We start from the raw sequence: 19,599 nt of genomic DNA, 5'->3' as shown, positions 1-19,599 counted from the left end.
TATGTTCAGCCAACTTAAATTATGATTCGATTTGATAGGTTTCTATATTTCCACAATTTCTAACACTTCACCTTGCATATTGAAGTAGATAATAAGGTTATTGGAAAGTTGGACTCTATATTGTTCATTGCTTTGTTTGAAGGTGTAATAGGGGGTTGCTTCGGGGTAATTGTTTTTGACAAACTTAATCGCAGCAATTGGTAACTCTTCGAAGTCCATTATTTTACTGATTATGGCATTGGGGGCATTGCTCAAATCTGCTGATAGATACGCACCGTTTGGGTCGAAATAAAGTAACAATTCATTCTCCATATACGCTTTGTAACCTTTTGTATTTTTGAAGGCTTTGCCAAATTCATACATTGAAAAATATATTTTGAGGTATTTTTGGGTATTGTTTGGCAGTTCATTCAATGCTACAAATATATCCGCTTCTTCTTCAACTTCGGTGTCCGTATCGTTGTCATTTCCTGTGCCGCTTCCTCCATTGCTGTCCTCCATAAATGTTCCATATTCATCGAAATAAATAAACATTCCATCTGATAAAAATACTTGAAATTGATTGTTATTGGTCTTAAATGTATGCCCAATGGGATTTTCGGGATAGGTGATTTTTAGGTATTTTAGGGCTTTATCTGGCAATACTTCGTTGGGTATGTTGGTGCTGTTGCCTTCCATAGTGATTGCTTTCATATATACTCCATTTGCTTTGAAGTACAATATCAAGTCGCTTTTGAAAAGCACAAAATAATAACCATCATCGTTGAAATAACTACCAATCATGGGAGCAGTAGGATAGGTAATCTTGAGGTATTTTTGAACCTCATAGGGTAAATCGCTTACTGCAATGGGATTTCCTGAGTTGTTTGTAAAAGCTGCTTTTTGCAGAAGTTCGCTGTCGTTTTGAGTATCTAAAGGAGGTAAAGCCTCTTTTTGACAAGCTGTAAAAGTGATAAAAAAAGCCGCTACTGAAACTAGGATTAAACGTGTCATGTTAAGGTGTTTTTAAAAGTTAAAGAATGATTTAGTTGCTGCAACTTGTGTTTTATTGTTGGTGTCAAAGTTAAGGTAAGATGGCACTTTGGAAAAGAAAGAATGGCTGATTAGGAAATTGGTAGAGCTGAATGAGGAAATTAAAATTTCTATATAATTTTGAATATCAAGAAAATAAGACTAAATAAAAATACATAAAATTTATATAGCAAGCATAATAAATGCTATGCGGGAATAAATTGCAGCTAAAAGAGGAAAAGGCAACCTTGAACGGGTTTTACAGCAACGGGAGTTTTACAACAAAAAATCCATCTATTTCTTCAATGTGGATTTGCTGTTCTGTGAGCAATTCGTAGCGTTTTTGGATATTTTGCAGCCCAACTTTGGTAGAAGGTTGAGAAACTTTACGGAGTTGAAGGGGATTTTTGACGAATAAAGAATCGCCTTCATTGTAGATGTCGACTGTCAGGGGTTTGCGCTTGGAAATGATGTTGTGTTTGACCGCATTTTCGAGTAGCATTTGCAGGGTCAAGGGGGGCAACATTTTTTTGGTTTTGGCAGGATCAACATGTACATTCAATTGAAAATTAGTGCCATATCTGTGCTGTTGGATGTAGTAATAATCTTGAATGAGTGCGAGTTCTTCCTCCAAAGTAATCAAATCTTTATCTCGATGAGTAAGAATGGTACGGAAAAAATCGGATAGTTTTTCTACGTATTTTGCTGCTTGTGTTTGGTTTTCTTCAATAACATTGAGCAGGGTATTGAAGCTGTTGAAAAGAAAGTGGGGATTGATTTGGTTTTTTAGTGCATCCAACTGAAAGCGAAGCTGTTGCTGCTCCAATGCTTGCTCTTTCTTGAGTCGTGCTTCTCGAATAGTAGTGGTATAGTAAATGGTAATAATGCTTAAAATGACAATTATTAGAATAAACCAAGTTGTTTCCCAAAAAGCAGGACGAATCCTGAAAGCATATTCGGTAATGGCAGCCTCTTTGAAATTGGGGTGGATAGATGAGCGCAGTTTGAAGATATAATCACCCGCAGGAAGATTGGGATAGGTAACAAACTTATCTTTGGTATTTATCCATTCTCGGTCATAACCTTCTAATTGATGTTGATAGGTGACTTGTTCGGGATGTGTGTACCACAAACCAATGTAATCGAAAGAGATATGATTTTGGTAGTAGGGAAAGCTTAGATGGGATTTTGGAACAATTGGCTCCAAAAATACAAATACCTGGTTGATATGGGTAGTTGGCTGCAATTGAAGGGAGTCTGCTAATTGCAAGTATTTGATAATGCTGTTTTGTGTTCCCAGCCAAATATTGCCTTGTGGGTCTTTGGAGATGGCATTGAGGGCAGGGGTAATATCATTGAGACCCACCTCTTGTCCATAATAGGTAAGGGTTAGGGTTTCGGTATTGAGTAGGTCAATCCCTTGTCGGTGAGCAATCAATAAATTGTTTTGACCATCCATCGCAATGCTCGAAATTTGCCGTTCTCGCAAGCCCTCTCGCAAATCAAAGTTTTTAAACTCTATGCCATCAAAACGATAAATTCCCGCATTGGCAGTGCTGAACCAAATATTTCCCTGTTTGTCTTCTGCAATGGAATACACTACTTTTCCCTTCAATCCCACATTGTCGGCATAATTGGTGAAATTACCCTTTTCTAAAACTGTAATTCCTTGACCATCTGTTGCAAACCAAATACGTCCTTTGGAATCGGCTAAGGTACTGTAAATGTAATTATTGCCCAAGCCGCTGTTTTTGTCGTAGTTTTCAAATTGAAGAGAAGCTGTATCAGAATTACTTGATTTGTCCAAAATACACTTAGATACTCCCCCCAAAGTAGCCAACCAAATTTCTGCATCTTTACCAGAAATGGACAAGACATTGTTGTTAATAAGTCCTTCTGATTCTGTTAAATGTTGCAAGTGTTTGTTCTTGGGATTGAGGCGATAAACTCCTTTGCCAAATGTCCCCAACCATATATAGCCCTGTATATCCTCGTAAATGGCAATAATGTGGAGGTCAGAATAATCACTTGATTTGATGCAGTGTTCCAAAACATTGAAGCCTGTAAAATGGATGCTGTGTCGAAAAAGTCCTTCTTTGTTGCTGAACCATATATTGTTTTGACTATCACTCAAGATGGCTTCAATATGGTTAAAAGATACGCCTTCATGCTGTTGGATAAATTCAAACTTGCGGTTGGTGCTGTGTAGGACATTGCTGCTGCCTGTAAACCATATATTTCCCTCCCAATCTGCCAACACGCTGTTGGTCATACCAAACGTATAATCAGTGTCTTGATTGTATGCCCTAAAATATTCACTGGATTGCAAAACGTACTGTATCAAGCCGTTTTGTTGAGTGCCTATCCAAACTTCTTGCTCCTGTACCTCCAAACTTTTGATACTGCCCCAAATCCAATCTTTCATTTGAGGCGAAATGTAAAAGTGTTCTTCTTCAAATCGGTATTGACAAACACCTTTATCGTTGGTTCCAATCCACAAATTTCCGTTTTTATCTGCTTCAATTTGTTGTATCAAATTATCGGGCAAACCATCGGTCATGTCTTTCAATTCGATGTGTTTTTTACCTTCTTCTATGCTGCAAATACTGATACCACTGTCAGTTGCTGCCCAAATCTTTCCGTTTTTGCCCACTGCAATATCGTACAAATCGTTGCTACTCAAACCTTCTTCTATATTGATATTGTAGAGGCGATTGGGGATGAAAAGCGATGTAGGAGAAGAATTTTGGAGGGCAATGGGAAGATAATAATACAAACCTTCGCCATAGGTGGCAAACCACATCGTGCCATAAGGGTCTTGTTCGATAGCAGTAATCGGAACTTTTGGCAATCCTTCTTCTGGCTCAAAGAGTGTCCATTGAAGGTTTTGGAAAGAGGCGATGATGCCATTTTGAAAACCCACCCACAATCGTTCTTTTTGGTCTTCAAAAATAGCCGTCACGCTTTGAGTTGTTTTCGTAAAAAGGGAGTCGGCTAATGGAAACAAGTGAAAGTCAATCCCATTGTATTGGTACAAACCTTCGGAAGTGCCCAACCAAATAAAACCTTTGCTGTCTTGAAACAATATTTGAGGCTTCAATTGACGGTTTTCTTTGCTGATTTCATAGGTTTTGAAGTGAGGAGTTTGAGCATATATCTTGGAGGAAATGATAAATAGCAGTAAGAGGAAAAAAAGAGCAGTACCGATTTTAGAATGGGAATGGAAGAAATGAATAGAAGCGATAGAGGGGCATTTGATTGACCAATTTCTTATCTCCTTCTTTGCGGATTTCTCCTCATTTTGTCTTTCAATTCTCAAATTGGGCGTTGATTTCCACATATATTTCAGTGGCTATTTTTTGTTCTACAATCCTTGGAATGGTGATGTTGTGGTCGGTCAAAGGTACGGTGAATTTGGAATGAACTTCCATTTGTCCTCCATTAATTTGGAGGGTAGCTTTGATGATGCGTTCCTGTTCAACTCCATGAATATTCAATTTTCCTTTGGCACGAACTTCATATACTCCATCTGATTCAAAATCCACATTTTCAATTATCTTTCCTGAAAAAGTTGCCTTGGGAAATAGGTTGGTTTCCATGTAATTTTCATTGAAGTGTTCTCGCTGCAATGGGCTGTTGAACCCTTCGAAACTCTCGATCGAAACGGTGTAAGCAAATGTGCGCTGTTTGGTATCAATAATTCCCTTCAATGATTTCGATTGTGCTTCAATGAGTTCTAAAGGTGCATCGGATTTGAAATAAATAGTACCTGAGTTTATTTGACGGAGGTTGTTTTGGTTTTGGGCAAAAGAACCGATAGGAGTACAACACATTATAAATATCCCTATTAGGGTGGAGGCAATTCGCATTCGATTCATTTATCGTTTTATTTCATTTAGATTGAATCTGATAAAATTAGTTAAAAGTGAGTTGGCCTGAAAAAAAAGTTGGCTGAATGGTCTTTTTTATACGTTGAAATGGAAGATTTAGTTTTTGGAGTATCGAATATCAATTGAACAATTCAGGCATCACATCCGAATACTCCACCTTCAACTTCTGACAATAGGTTTTTATCCACCCCAAAGCTGCCTTGTCAATATCGGTTTCAATAAGAGAAACAATCGCTTCCTCCAATCCTGTTATCTGTGCTTTTTCGGAAAGGGTCAATACAACGGCAGTATTTTGATTTTGTAACCATCCTTTTTCCGCAAAAACTGATTGGACATCTGCATAAAAACGTTTTTGGTCGAATCCTTCAATGCTTGGATATTGAACAATATACTCCAAAAAAACCTTTGCCATTAGCTGCAATGTGTCCGCTTCCGTTGCGTCCTTCAATTGTCGAATATCCACCTTCAACGCCATCTCCAAAATCTGTTCTTCTGTATCAAAGTCCACAAATTCATCGTGAAATTCGTTGTTGGCTTGAATCGCCAAAAAAGTACAGTACACACTTTTCACTGCTCCCCCATAGTTGGATAAGGTCAGTTTTTCGTTCAGCAATTCGCCCACAGCTTGAAAATTTACTTTGTCGGTGACATCCTTCCAAGTGATTGCCGTAAAGTGGAAATCTTTTGAGGCAGATTGAGAGTTTGTTGTATTTGGGTCTATATTTTGATTGTCGTTGTTCATGTTGTTGATTTATGAAAAAAATATAGGGTGAAGAGAGTTTAAACAAAATTAAGTGTTGGAAAAAATGTTTAAACTAGTGCCTGAACGGAAAGAGATAATTATCTGTCTATCAAAACATAACTAATGGTTAAAACAAACGAACTTTTTCCTTCAATTTTTATATTCTTATAGCAACTTGATGTTAATTTATTAGGAATTTATTGAAGGTATTGATATATGGGGAAACTTTAAAAAGTTCATTTGTTTAAGTGTTTAGTTATGTTTTGACATTCAATTAGTTAAGAGTTTTCGTTCAAGCACTAAACTATGTTTTAACCAACAAAAAAAGGAGCTACGAAAAAATATCGTAACTCCTTGATTATCTTGTGTCGGGGTAGCAGGATTCGAACCTGCGGCCCCCTGCTCCCAAAGCAGGAGATTTTATATTTCTGTTAGTATTTTTATAGTTGCAATTTACACATAAATAATTGTTTTTCAAAGAAATTATTATTTGTTTCTTTTCTTTAGTTTTCCTATATTTGCCTAAGTTGTTCGACCTATGTTCGACCTAAAAAATGCAAATCAACAATGGCAAGTATCAAAATAATCCAGAAAAATAGAATCTTAGCAAATGGTGAATCTCCTATCTATTTGAGGATTACCATTAATCGAAAGAAGAAACTTATCTCATTGGGTTTATCTTGTAAACAAAATCAATGGAATAGTTCAAGTGAGTCTTTTAGGAGAAATCACAAAAGCCACCAAGCAAGAAACACCTTACTCACCAATTACAAGAAAAAAGCATTAGACATCATTGATAGGTATGGATTGGATGGAAAAGAACTTACTTTGGTTCAGTTTGAAAATGAGTTTAGGGGGCAAAAAAAAACGGATGTAAGGAACGTTTACAGCTTTTGGAATGATAAGATTGAAGATTTGAAAAAGTCAGGGCAAACAGGTAATTCAACCGTCTATGATGAGACATTAAAATCATTCTTCAATTTCTATCCAAATAACAAAATAAAATTTGAGGATATTACAGCCACCATTTTAGAGAAGTATGAAATTCATTTGAGAAGTAGAGGAGGAACAGGAGGAGGCATAAGCGTAAAAATGCGAACTATTAGAGCCGTTTACAATGATGCTATCAAAAAGAAATTGGTCAAAAGGGAACATTATCCTTTTGAGGTTTACAAAATCTCCAAATTGAAAGGAGGCAACAATAAAAAGGCTTTGAGTCGTGAAGATGTTAGGAAGATTGAAAATTTAGACCTCCTCAATTATTCTCATTTGGTGGATGCTCGAAACTACTTTGTCTTTTCCTACTATACCAGAGGAATGAACTTTGTGGATATGATGAAATTGACTTGGAATAACCTCCACAATAATACCATCTTTTATACACGCTCCAAAACCAAAGGGAATTTTGTAATTAAGATACTACCACCTGTTCAAAAAATTATTGATTACTACCAATCACAAGAAAGACCTACTCAATATGTATTCCCAATATTGCTTCAAGATGATTTGAAACCCAATCAAATTGACAACCGAAAGAAAAAGACTTTGAAGCAGTATAACAAATACCTTAAAGAAATTGGTCAAATCATTGGTATATCTCAACCCCTAACAAGTTATGTTGCTCGACATAGCTTTGCAACCAACCTAAAACAAACAGGCATTTCTATTGCAGTCATTAGCGAAACATTAGGACATCAATCCCAAGAAATAACAGAAACTTACTTGAAAGCATTTGAAAATGATGTGTTGGATGAAGCAGTACAAGGATTACTTTAAAAGCATATTTTAGCTCTTTACTAAAAAAAAATGAATTATCAAAAAGCAAGCCTTTTGTTTTATCCACACAATGTTAGTAATTTCATAAAATATTTATTTCTTGTTTGGTTTATCTTTGCTTATAGTTAAATAAGGTAGGTTATTCTCTTACTTTAAAGTGGATGTAACTTGACAATATGAGCAAAACTATAAGGTAAGTCTCCAATATTATCGCTTTTGCTCTTATCCTTTCAAAACCTTGAAATTTATCAATAGATAATCATAGTAAAGTTCATACGAGCTATTAATTGTAAATAATTTTTAATTAAACCCTTGACCAATGAAATTACCATTCATTAATTTAAAAGTAACCAAAATTACCTCACCTTCATTTGAGCTTACCCCTCCCAAAGACTGTATTATTCCAAAGACTTTTCCAAACTGTTGTAAAAACCATAAAAGACTCCATAATGAGTTGAAATCTTGGATTAATGATTTTCCCAATTGTTGTGACTACCATAAAGAAATGTCAAAAAAAAGGACATTGAAAAAAGAAGATTTTCAGTATGTTCCTCAAAAAATATTGAAGCAGATAATGTTTACAAAGACACATATTGACCTATTCATTGATTCAAACAATTGGTATAAAGAAATCACTCATTACATTGATTTAAATAAAATAAGTTTTGGAAACCCTAATATTGGTTATGATAGATATATTGAAGGTGTAAAGCAGAATATAATAAGTAGAGATGAACAAATTATTTCTCCAGAGAAGAAAGAAAAACTGCTTAAATATATTACTCCTGATTTTTCTAATACTAAAGAAAAATGTAGTGTATCAGATTTGAACCTCCTCTATTTAGTTTTTCAAAAATGGTTAGAGACTTTTCCAGATTTGCAACACTTTAAAAAGCTGAAAATCAAATTTAAAAAGAAATTTCCTACATCAGTTATGTTTTATGACCATGATTATAATAGATATACTGGTTTTTCAACTTTTAAGGTTAGAACAAAGAGGGAACTTATTCAGATACTTAATGATGCAACTAAGCAACTTCTAATTGGATATAATAGCACCGAATTAATAAGAAAAAGAGTAATTGATGACGTTCATTCCCACAGAATTGATTTAGAAAATGAAAATCACAGGTTAATACAAAATAAACTTTTGAGAGGCTACTCCAATAAGGAAATGAAATACGTGCAACTGCTTGAAAAATGGCTTGATAATGAGTCAAGACATATAAATGAGATATGCAAAAAGATAGAGGTATTAAATAAATCGAAAAAGGTAGTAGCTAAGAGTAATGTCAGAAAAAAAGAAATGACCTTTTTAGAACTTTTCAGAAACAACCAAGATAGAGTAGATAAGTTTTTCAAAATTCTAAATAGTGAACGGATAGGTGCTTTGGATGAAAATAACAATTGGATTTACAAAAGTACCAAAAATAGTATAGTGGCTTGTTTTGAGGCTTTGGAGGATTTAGAAATAATTAGAAAGGGATTAACTAAAGCAAAACTTCAAAGAACAGTTAAAAGCGAAATTGATTTTGAAGGAAATGAAAAATTATTTAGAAATGGGTTTAAAAATGAGGATTATGAGGAGTTTAAAAGTGTATTTGAAGCCCATTTGATAAAAATTTAGTTCTTACTTGTCTTTTTTATTACCAATTATTACCGAAAGGTAAAAACGGTAAAGTGTGGTAATGGATGTTATGTTCTTTTGTATCAAATATTTTTTTTAAACGCATAAATATTTTGATACAATGCAAAACGTTATTTTATCTCCTATTTCAATAAGCGAAATTAGGAATCTACTAAAAGAAGTTGTCGAACAAGCCTTATTAGAACAATTCAAGCAACGACAAGACCAGACCAACCAAAAAACCATCTTCAATTTTATCGAAGGATGCCAATACATCGGTATCAGTAAATCACATGGTTATAAATTGACCAGTGGAGGATTAATACCTTTCAGTAAGAGAGGTAAAAGGATTTACTTTGATAAAGGGGAATTGGATAAATGGTTATTGGAGAATAAGGTAAAAGGAGTTGCAGAATTAGAGGCAGAAACCAATGATTATTTAACTAAAAAAAGGGGTGAATTATGAAAAACAGGAATTTAATCACCCCTTCTAAAAACACTAATTTCAATGGCAAAGATACTAAAAATGAAGGGATTAATCAAGTAGGTACAGATATATCTTTGCTCGAACTGGAACAGAATTTTGAACAAATAGAAAAAGAGTTTGAAACAATTGAACCTGTATATGGTATGTTCAAAATTCAATCAGCTAACAAATGGATGGAGGATGCAAATAAAAGACCTATTCCTAAAATGCTGTTTGATAGTTTTTGGTTTGAAGGAGAAATTTGCATCTTATTTGCAGATACCAATTTAGGAAAATCTATTGTGGGTGTTCAGATTGGAGATTCAATAAGTAGAGGTGAATATATCAGTGGTTTTAAACTTGAAGCTCAACAGCAGAAAGTCTTATACTTTGATTTTGAGTTATCGGATAAACAGTTTGAAAATCGTTATTCCATCAATTACCAAAATCATTACCAATTCCATCCCAACTTTGAACGTGCTGAAATCAATACAGACATAGAATTACCAGAACATTTTACCAATTTTGAAGCCTACCTTAGTTATAGTTTGGAGGAGGCTATCAAAAGAACAGGTGCAAAGGTTCTGATTATTGACAATATGACTTACCTCAAAACAGAAACCGAAAAAGCTAAAAATGCTTTACCTCTGATGAAGGAATTAAAGTCACTCAAATCTAAGTACAATCTTTCCTTATTGGTTTTGGCACATACTCCCAAACGTGACCTTTCCAAACCGATTACTCGAAACGATTTGCAGGGTAGTAAAATGCTTATCAATTTTTGTGATAGTTGTTTTTCTATTGGTGAAAGCACTAAGGACAAAGGTTTGAGGTATTTAAAACAAATCAAAGTAAGGAATACAGAACATACCTATGATACTGAAAATGTAATTGTTTGCCAAATAGACAAACCTGATAACTTTCTACGATTTGAGTTTCTTGATTATGGAACAGAAAGGGAACATTTGAAACAAATATCAGAAAGTGATAAAAAGGAGTTGGACAACCAAATTGTTGAATTAAAAAAAGACAATTCAAGTTTATCTAACAGACAGATAGCAAGGCAGTTGAATACAAACCATAATAGAGTTAAAAGGGCATGGGAAAGATATTTGAATGATACTGGTACATAATGGTACAAGTGGTACACCTGTACCAACTGTACCACCTTGTACCAATTTTGTTAATTTCAAATTCTTCAATCATGTATTCAACCCAACATAGATTTTCATTAGACCCAAGTTCCAAAAAATTCCTTTGTCCATCTTGTGAGAAAAAACGCTTTGTGAGGTATAGAGACAATGAGGAAAAAGACTATTTACCAGATTATGTAGGAAGATGTGACAGAGAACAAAGTTGTGGCTATCATTATACACCCAAACAGCTTTTAAATGATAATCCTGATTTCTTAAAAGGCATTGTGGAGGATTGGAGAAAACCCAACATTCCCAAGCCCAGAATATTGCCAAAACCCAAACCTCCAATCATCAACTATATTCCTCCTCCACTGATGCAAGGAACATTCAAACGATATGAGGAAAACCATTTTGTCCGATACTTGGAAAGTTTGTTTGAGAAACAAGTTACTCAACAATTGATAGAACGCTTCAATATTGGAACTGCAAGACGGTGGAGAGGTGCAACGGTATTTTGGCAAGTGGATATAAACGGCAATGTTCGACAAGCAAAGACAATGCTCTACAATCCAGATACAGGCAAAAGGATAAAGGAAGATGAACCTCCAAATATAGGACGTAGCAAGATATTTTTTGAAGGAAAAGGAATTTTGAAAAAGCAGGGTATAAAAGAACCCCATCTATCACAGTGTTTTTTTGGAGAGCATCAATTGAGCAAAGAACCTGATAAAATCATTGCCATTGTCGAAAGTGAGAAAACCGCTATCCTAATGACTGTAATCATGCCAAAATACCTATGGTTGGCAACAGGTGGTAAAAATGGTTGTAAATGGAAGAATATAAACGTTATAAAGCCACTAAATAGACGTAAGATTATCTTATATCCAGATTTGGGCTGTTATACTGATTGGAGTACAAAAGCCGACCAATTGCGTAAAATGGGCTTTAATATCCTTGTGTCGGATTTATTAGAAAAACGTGCTACCCAATCAGATATGAGTGGAGGTTTCGACCTTGCAGACTATTTTATCAAGCGAGATAGGGCTTTTGGTTGGGCCTTATCAGAAAATAACTACCCTTTGTTTTGGGATAAATAAATTTAAAGATAGCAAGGAATACTGTATAATGAATCTTCTAATAAGAAAGAGAGCAGCCTAATCACATACCTAAATTGCCATAGCAACCAAAAAAAACTGCCCCAGTTTGCTCCCTAAAATTGGAAAGGTCATAAATTAGGGGAATGAAAAAAATAATCTTGGTACTGCTCAATAACTACCTCATTCAAAATTTCACCTAAATCGGTTGGGTTAGCCTGTTTTGAATCATTATAGTTTGATATTGTCTATGATATGCGTGTAACTCATTTACCCTTAAATCGCTTTCTAAACCTGTGTAGTTTGTGACATTATATAAGGCATTGAGAATGTGAACTTGAAAACTGCTTTTACTGTTTTTTCTTTAATATTCATTGGACTAATTTTCAAATTTGTAAGGTTAATGAAAAAGACTTCAGTAATTTTTTGATTAAAAACCAATAAAAAAAAGACTTCTTATTGTCATAGTATTGCAATTTTGAATTAAATAGTTTATATTTACAATCATTCTTTAACAATAAAACATATACAGTATGGAAATTTTAGGAGTTGTTATAATCATAGGTCTTTATATCCTTTTTCGTGGTGGTGGAGGAAGCAACGAGAGTGATTTTCAAAAAGAACTCAGAAGAAGAGGTGATGGTGATTAATACCCCATTTCCATCCATTCAAATTATTTTTTATTGTTTAGCCAGTAAAAGGCTTTGACCAAAGCCTTGATTTTGTGCGCCTGTTTTACGCTTCATATCTGCAATCCCTCGCAATTCTCAAAGTGTATTCCTTTTCCTTACCATCTATTGCATTGATTCTTTTAATCTACCTCCCCTTACATTAAGCTTAATAACAAATAATTCAACTTTAGTTAAAAAATCCATCATGGTTGTATTTTAATGGTGTACGGTTCATTTGTCCAATTCTGCAATATCTTCTATTGTAATTTCTCTAAACTTACCTTGTCACTCATGTTTAAAAAGGAACGGTATATGCAATTCCTTAAAGATTTAGGTTATTTTTGTGCTTTGACTTCAAAAAAAACAACCATTACTCTATTGATATGCAGACCATTCAAAAATTCATCCAATATGTGAGCCGTTTGGACGGTGACGAAAAAGGAGAAGCACAGGTATTTTGTGATAGACTATTTCAAGCCTTTGGACACGAAGGATACAAAGAAGCAGGGGCAAGTCTTGAATTTAGAGTAAAAGGTAAGAAAAGTACCCGATTTGCAGATTTACTTTGGGGTGATAGGGTGATTATCGAAATGAAAAAAAGAGGTTCAAAATTGGATAGCCACCGTTCACAGGTGTTTGATTATTGGTGGAAATTGCGCCCCAATCAACCCCAATATTGTATCCTATGCAATTTTGATGAATTTTGGATTTATGACTTTAGCAAGCAAGACGAACCACTGGATAAAATCAAATTGGTCAATCTTGAAAAAAGACATTCTGCTCTAAACTTTCTTTTTCCTATTCCCAAAGAACCCATCTTTGAAAACAATCTGGTGGAAGTTACCAGAGATGCAGCCGACAAAGTGGCAAAGGTATTTTTTGCTTTGGTAGAACGTGGAGAAGATAGGCAGCGTTCACAGCGTTTTATATTGCAGTGTGTGTTCGCCATGTTTGCAGAGGATTATGAACTATTGCCAGAGGGCTTTTTTACCAACCTCCTCAATGAATGTTTAAACAATGGGGAAAGCTCTTATGACCTAATTGGTGGTCTGTTTCAACAAATGGCAAACCCCAAAGCTGCCAGAGGAGGTAGATACAAAGATATTGCTTACTTCAATGGTGGATTGTTCACCAATCCAGACCCAATCGAACTCAATAAAAAGGAACTATACGACCTACTGCAAGCAAGCAAAGCCTATTGGGGAAAGGTGCATCCTGCCATCTTTGGAACAATCTTTCAAAGTAGCATGGATGAAGGCAAAAGACACATCTTTGGCGCACACTTTACAGATGAATTAGACATTTACAAAATTGTTCACCCTACCATTATCCAACCGTGGAGAACCCGAATCAACAAAGCCGATTCGCTCACTGAATTGCTTCAATTGCGTAAAGAAATTACAGAATACCAAGTATTAGACCCTGCTTGTGGAAGTGGAAATTTCTTGTATATCGCTTATAGAGAATTGAAGCGTTTGGAAATGGACATCCTCAACAAAATTCACCTTGAATACCCCAAAAGTGCAAAAAAGGTAGGGATAATGAGTTTGGTCAGTCCAAAACAATTTCATGGTATTGACCTCAATCCTTTTGCCGTAGAATTGGCAAAGGTTACGCTGATGCTTGCCAAAGAAATTGCCATCAAAGAAACCCGAAACTGGATAGATACCCAACAAACTGAATTGGCTTTGGAGTTGGAAAAAGCTCTACCTTTGGACAATCTGGACAACAATATTATTTGTGCTGATGCTTTGTTTACCAAATGGCATGAAGCAGATGTAATTATAGGAAATCCACCGTATCAATCCAAAAACAAAATGCAAGAAGAATTTGGAGGCGAATATTTGAACAAACTTTGGAACGCTTATCCCGAAATTTCTGGTCATGCTGATTTTTGTGTCTATTGGTTTTACAAAGCACATAAAGTAATGAAAGAAGGTGCTTATGCAGGATTGGTAGGTACAAATACCATTCGTCAAAATTACAGTCGAGAAGGTGGTTTAGATTACATTGTAAACAACAATGGTACAATCTTCAATGCTGTTTCTTCACAAAGTTGGTCTGGTGATGCAGCAGTTAGCGTCTCTATTGTATGTTGGAATAAAGGAGAATATGAGGATAAGAAACTACTTTACATTGAAGGTGAAAAAGGCAAAATGAATGGTATAGAATTGGAGTACATCAATAGCAGCCTTAGTGTAAAAACAGATGTAACTAAAGCCAAAGTATTGAAGGTGAATAAAAATCCTAAAAGTGTATTTCAAGGTCAAACACATGGACACAATGGCTTTCTTTTATCCTCCAATAAAGCAATAGAGCTATTGAGCAAGGAAAAGAAAGCGAGTGAAGTAATGAAGCCTTTTTTAAATGGAAATGAGTTTGTTTCTAATTTCCAATCTCAACCTAAAAGATTTGTAATTGATTTCACACAAAAAGACCAGTTTGAGGCTGCATCTTACAAAATTCCTTATACAGTCGTAAGCCAAAGAGTTTTACCAGATAGGAAGAAAAAAGCAGAAGCACAAGCACTAAAAAATAAAACTCTATTAGAGAAGAATCCTAAAGCCAAGACCAATAAACACCACATTAATTTTTACAATAAATGGTGGCAAATATCCTATGGACGAAAGGATATGCTTCAATCTATTACAGATTTTAAAAGGTATATAGTTTGTTCAAGAATTTCATTAAGACCAATATTTGACTTTGTTTCAACAACAATAAATCCCAATGATGCTTTAATGGTGTTTGCCTTTGAAGATGATTTTACATTTGGTATCATTCAATCAAAATTACATTGGGAATGGTGGAAAGCTAAATGTTCAACGTTAGAAGGTCGTTATCGTTATACTACAAATACAGTATGGGATACCTTTCCTTTTCCTCAAAATCCTACCTTATCCCAAATCAAAAAAGTGGCAAAAGCTGCCAAAACATTGAGGGAAAAACGTACTGCCATTATGCAGAAATACCAATACAGTTTAAGGGATTTATACCGTATTGTCGAACAAGATGGAAGCAACCCTATCAAAACCCTGCATCAACAATTAGACAATGCAGTAATGGAGGCGTATGGTTTTGACAAAAGAAAAGATGTGCTTTCCCAATTGCTTGAACTCAATTTCAACGTTGCAGATAAGGAACTAAAAGGGGAACAGGTGCAAGCTCCTGGTCTGCCAGATTGGGTAGAAAACAAAGCGGAATTTGTGAGTGAGGATTGTGTAAAATTTTTGGGGTAGGTATTTCTTCAATCAGAAAATGACATCAATCCAATGAACCCGATATACCAGTTTGAAACAAACATTATCAGTCCACAGCAAGGGGCTATTTTTCGGATAACCCACATTGACAACCTACCATTCATTCTTGAACAGGGTTTGCATTGTCGATACTGCCAACCACAAGACCCCAATTTTGCGCCCATTGGTTCAGGCGACATCATTTCCAAACGTGATAAATTTCGTATTCCCATAGCTCCCAATGGTGTTTTGTCGGACTATGTGCCTTTTTACTTTGCTCCACGTTCCCCCATGTTGTACAATGTCTATTCCAAAAGTGACAGCCCTCCACTTCAAAGGGAAATCGTTTATTTGGTGAGCAAAGCCCAAATCATAGCAGATAGTTCCCTTCAATATGTGTTTACAGATGGTCATGCAATTATGAACTTTACCCAATATTACAACGATGTAAAGGATTTGGAAAGAATAGATTGGGATACCATGCGTTTGAAGTATTGGAACGATACACCAGAAGACAATGACCGAAAACGTAAGAGAATGGCAGAATTTTTAGTTTACAACCATCTGCCTATTGAGTGCGTTAAAATGATAGTGGTTTTGGATGAAAATATGAAAAACCATGTAGATAATTTGGTACAGAAAGCCAAAAGGAATATTATTGCACAAGTACGCAAAAAGTGGTTTTTTCCATAAGCCTAAGTATAAAGCCCACTGCCACCAACTAAAATCAACCTCCAACAATTTACACAATACAAACTTATGGCTATCAACTACAAAAAAGGCAACCTATTTGACGAAAAAGTACAAGCATTGGTAAACACCGTTAATACCGTTGGTGTAATGGGCAAAGGTATTGCCCTGCAATTCAAAGAACGCTATCCAAAGAATTTTGAAGCCTACCACAAGGCACACAAAAACGGAAAACTGCAAGTAGGCAAAATGTTGGTGACACCCACAATGGAACTCCAAAACCCCAAATACATTATCAATTTCCCCACAAAGCAACATTGGAGGGGGAAATCTCAAATGGTGTTTATTGAGGAAGGTTTGAAAGATTTGGTGGAGGTAATAAAGGCTAACAACATTCAATCTATTGCTATTCCTCCGCTTGGTTGTGGCAATGGTGGTTTGAAGTGGGAAGCCGTCAAACCATTGATGGAAAAGGTGCTATCTGAATTGACTATTGAGGTAGAAGAATCAACAATTGAAGTAGAGGTTATTCTTTTTGAACCTTCTGAAATAGCCTATACCTCCAAACGAAAGCGCACCAAAAAAGCCCCTGAATTAACCCAATTTAGGAGTTTGATTCTAAACAGTATCATTCGATACAAAGAACTGGAATACGACCTCACTATATTGGAGGTGCATAAATTAGCCTACTTACTACAAAGATTGGGTGCAAACTTAGGACTCCAATTTGAAAGACATCTATACGGGCCCTATGCCGATAATTTGCGCCATGCTTTAGATGATTTAGAAGGTTACTATTTAGACGGTACGAAATACAAAGAAGCAAAGGCATTTGATAGAATCAAGATAGAAGCCTCCAAGATTCCAGAAATAGAACAATCCCTTCAAAAAATCAAAAGGTCAGAAGATAAAGAAGCATTTGCCAAATTATCGGAATTGATAGATGGTTTTGAATCACCTTTGGGAATGGAACTGTTAGCCACTATTGATTATTTAGCCAATGAAGATAAAACTCTCCTACAAAATACGGACTTGCTTTTATCAGCAATTGCCAATTGGAGCAACCGAAAAGCAAAACTAATGAAACCTTACTATGTGGAGGCAACGGTAAGCCGATTGAAAGAGTTTGAAACGGCTTTATTGAACTAATTGATAGGTTTTGAAATTGCCGATTTCTTAAAGATTTAGGTCATTTTGAGAGTGTCTAAAAAATAAAATTATGGGATATTTTGGCACACATTCTACAAAAGTAGAAGATTGTTTGATACTATCTTTGAAAGACTTACGCAAATGGGGCTATTTAAAACCCGATAACTACAAATCTGGAATCATTACCGTTTCACGTAGAAAAACGGAAATTGCAAGGTATAATATTGCGGTTTCTACCTCAAAAGAGGATAGTTTCATTCAATTTCAATATACAGCGAGCCGTTTTAATGAAGTATTGAAGGAAATAGACTATCGAATACCATTAGTCACCGTACCTATGAACATTGGAAAAGGTGTTCGATATTACTTCCTTTGTCCAAATACAGGCAAACGCTGTTTGAAGCTCTACAAACCTCCACAAGAATATTATTTCTTACATCGTTCCTCCTTTCCTTATCTCATTTACGACAAGCAAACCCATACCAAAAAATTTAGGGCTTTGAATAGTGGGGTTATTGGAATGGGCATGAAGATAAGACGGTTGGAAAAAGAATTTATTTGGGATGCTCCCAAGTATCATCGAAACTATTACAATGGTGAACCTACTAAGAATTTTAAAAAGTTGTTGAAACTTAGGCATAGGTTAAATCAATATACAAGAGAGGATATGAGAGCGGAGTTGAAAAAAATATTTTAGGTTACTGCTATTTAGCCAGAGTATAGTTTTCCAAATCTTCTATGCTCATTTGAAAAGCATAGAAATAATGAAAGAAAGCAGCTTTGATTGGTTTGGTTAATTTGTATCCACCATTTACAATTAAACTCATCGTAGATTTATCCAAGCCCATTTGTTTGACCAAATCCTTGTTTTTGATTTCATACTTCTTTTTTTGTTCACGAATATAAGCAGCCGTAATTATATCAAAATTAGGTTGATAATCCAATGGTATCCAATTTGTCTTTTTATTACGGTCGATTTCTTCACCCCTCCTAAACTTTTCACTTCTTTCTAATGCTGCTTTTCCCGCTTGAATTGCTCTAAAACGGTCAAAAACTCTAAACAAATAAAAGTAAGCTGCCTTTGTATAGTTGGTCAAGCGTTCACCTTTTAAGTGGAGGCTTATAGTGGTTTTGTCTAAACCCATAAAATACACCAAATCAACTTGTTTTATATCATAGCGAGCTATTTTTTCTTTTATAAATGTAGAAGTAACTTTCGAGAAATCGGGTTTGAAAGTTAATGCTACAATATGAATCATTATTCCTCTTTCTCGAATTTTTTGAAAGAGTGACATAATACTTTCACAAATACGTTTAGAACTTCTAATTGTATTTTTTAATACTACTTGTTCTGCTCTTACCTTCAATATTTGTTTAGTATTATCATACTCTAAAATATCTACTCTTATGCCAGAAATAGCTGTGAACCTTCCCTTTACTATAACAAAAGACTTAGATTCTTCATCATTTGCAAATGGAATTAAGTTAAAGTTTGTCATTTTGTTTATATTTAATCGTTGTTCTAATAAAAAACTCCTAAACAATCAAAAAAGCAAAATAGTTTTCTATTTACAAACTTTTTATTCAAAGTGGTTTTTCAGAAAATTAGTTAGATGGTACTTCATTAGTAATGAGTAGCCCTCCCATTCAAATGATATATGAAAATGATGTTTGGTTTTAGCAAAACCATTAGGCAGATTTTTTTTTTCAAATATTGTGGGTGTTATTGATAGAGAGTAAAAAGCGAGTATAAGAGAAAAACAATAGTTGTTCGACCTATGTTCGACCCAACAAAAAAAGGAGCTACGAAAATGAATCGTAACTCCTTGATTATCTTGTGTCGGGGTAGCAGGATTCGAACCTGCGGCCCCCTGCTCCCAAAGCAGGTGCGCTAACCGGACTGCGCCACACCCCGAACTTTTTGTTTTTATTATCACTCACCATTAAATCAAGCGGTGAGGGCGGGATTCGAACCCGCGGTACCCTTTCGAGTACGTCAGTTTAGCAAACTGGTGGTTTCAGCCACTCACCCACCTCACCAAATTCTTAATGCGCCGCAAATATACACCAATACTTTTGATGTATCAAAAGTATTTTGAAAGTTTTTT

At 35.2% G+C, this 19,599-nt stretch carries 14 protein-coding genes and 2 tRNA genes; 9 read left to right on the top strand and 7 right to left on the bottom strand.

What is annotated here, in order from left to right; all coding sequences use genetic code 11:
• Nucleotides 1-42: 42 nt before the first annotated feature.
• From R3E32_26990 to R3E32_26975, 4 genes are all read right to left on the bottom strand, one after another.
• Complete coding sequence (locus tag R3E32_26990) at nt 43-993, bottom strand: PepSY-like domain-containing protein (protein ID MEZ4888403.1); 951 nt, start codon at nt 991-993, stop codon at nt 43-45.
• A 277-nt stretch (nt 994-1,270) separates the two neighbouring features.
• A complete protein-coding gene (locus tag R3E32_26985; GenBank protein ID MEZ4888402.1) occupies nt 1,271-4,351 on the bottom strand; it encodes a two-component regulator propeller domain-containing protein in 3,081 nt (1,026 codons plus the stop codon).
• On the bottom strand, nt 4,320-4,880 hold the full coding sequence (locus R3E32_26980; GenBank protein ID MEZ4888401.1) for a YceI family protein: 561 nt from the start codon (nt 4,878-4,880) through the stop codon (nt 4,320-4,322). The genes R3E32_26985 and R3E32_26980 overlap by 32 nt, the downstream gene beginning before the upstream one ends.
• Before the next feature lie 139 nt (nt 4,881-5,019).
• Entirely contained in the window at nt 5,020-5,643 is a 624-nt protein-coding gene (locus tag R3E32_26975) for a hypothetical protein (protein ID MEZ4888400.1), read from the bottom strand.
• Between the two features lie 567 nt (nt 5,644-6,210).
• On the opposite strand from R3E32_26975, the gene R3E32_26970 reads away from it, so the two are divergent.
• The 9 genes from R3E32_26970 to R3E32_26930 all read left to right on the top strand — a co-directional run bounded on the left by R3E32_26970 (nt 6,211) and on the right by R3E32_26930 (nt 18,188).
• A complete protein-coding gene (locus R3E32_26970; GenBank protein MEZ4888399.1) occupies nt 6,211-7,419 on the top strand; it encodes a site-specific integrase in 1,209 nt (402 codons plus the stop codon).
• Between the two features lie 319 nt (nt 7,420-7,738).
• A complete protein-coding gene (locus R3E32_26965; GenBank protein MEZ4888398.1) occupies nt 7,739-9,046 on the top strand; it encodes a hypothetical protein in 1,308 nt (435 codons plus the stop codon).
• Between the two features lie 121 nt (nt 9,047-9,167).
• Nucleotides 9,168-9,512: a helix-turn-helix domain-containing protein gene (locus R3E32_26960; GenBank protein MEZ4888397.1), complete on the top strand. Its 345-nt coding sequence runs from the start codon at nt 9,168-9,170 to the stop codon at nt 9,510-9,512.
• Entirely contained in the window at nt 9,509-10,645 is a 1,137-nt protein-coding gene (locus R3E32_26955; GenBank protein MEZ4888396.1) for an AAA family ATPase, read from the top strand. The genes R3E32_26960 and R3E32_26955 overlap by 4 nt, the downstream gene beginning before the upstream one ends.
• A 71-nt stretch (nt 10,646-10,716) precedes the next feature.
• On the top strand, nt 10,717-11,745 hold the full coding sequence (locus tag R3E32_26950; protein MEZ4888395.1) for a DUF6371 domain-containing protein: 1,029 nt from the start codon (nt 10,717-10,719) through the stop codon (nt 11,743-11,745).
• Between the two features lie 1,051 nt (nt 11,746-12,796).
• Nucleotides 12,797-15,652: a DNA methyltransferase gene (locus R3E32_26945; protein ID MEZ4888394.1), complete on the top strand. Its 2,856-nt coding sequence runs from the start codon at nt 12,797-12,799 to the stop codon at nt 15,650-15,652.
• Nucleotides 15,653-15,685: 33 nt separating this feature from the next.
• On the top strand, nt 15,686-16,345 hold the full coding sequence (locus R3E32_26940; protein MEZ4888393.1) for a DUF4433 domain-containing protein: 660 nt from the start codon (nt 15,686-15,688) through the stop codon (nt 16,343-16,345).
• A gap of 66 nt (nt 16,346-16,411) precedes the next feature.
• Complete coding sequence (locus R3E32_26935; protein ID MEZ4888392.1) at nt 16,412-17,491, top strand: macro domain-containing protein; 1,080 nt, start codon at nt 16,412-16,414, stop codon at nt 17,489-17,491.
• A gap of 70 nt (nt 17,492-17,561) precedes the next feature.
• A complete protein-coding gene (locus R3E32_26930; GenBank protein ID MEZ4888391.1) occupies nt 17,562-18,188 on the top strand; it encodes a hypothetical protein in 627 nt (208 codons plus the stop codon).
• 7 nt (nt 18,189-18,195) lie between these two features.
• Here the strand turns inward: R3E32_26930 and R3E32_26925 are convergent, their stop codons facing one another.
• From R3E32_26925 to R3E32_26915, 3 genes are all read right to left on the bottom strand, one after another.
• Nucleotides 18,196-18,990, bottom strand: a complete 795-nt coding sequence (locus R3E32_26925) for a hypothetical protein (protein ID MEZ4888390.1) — start codon at nt 18,988-18,990, stop codon at nt 18,196-18,198.
• 341 nt (nt 18,991-19,331) lie between these two features.
• Nucleotides 19,332-19,406: transfer RNA gene (locus R3E32_26920), tRNA-Pro, on the bottom strand.
• Nucleotides 19,407-19,444: 38 nt separating this feature from the next.
• Nucleotides 19,445-19,531 (bottom strand) — tRNA-Ser (locus R3E32_26915).
• Nucleotides 19,532-19,599 lie beyond the last annotated feature (68 nt).

The organism is Chitinophagales bacterium, from assembly GCA_041392475.1.
In the GTDB taxonomy this organism is placed as follows: domain Bacteria; phylum Bacteroidota; class Bacteroidia; order Chitinophagales; family UBA2359; genus JAUHXA01.
The sequence above is the reverse complement of the archived record's forward strand: the minus strand, read 5'-3'. Positions and strand labels throughout refer to the sequence as shown.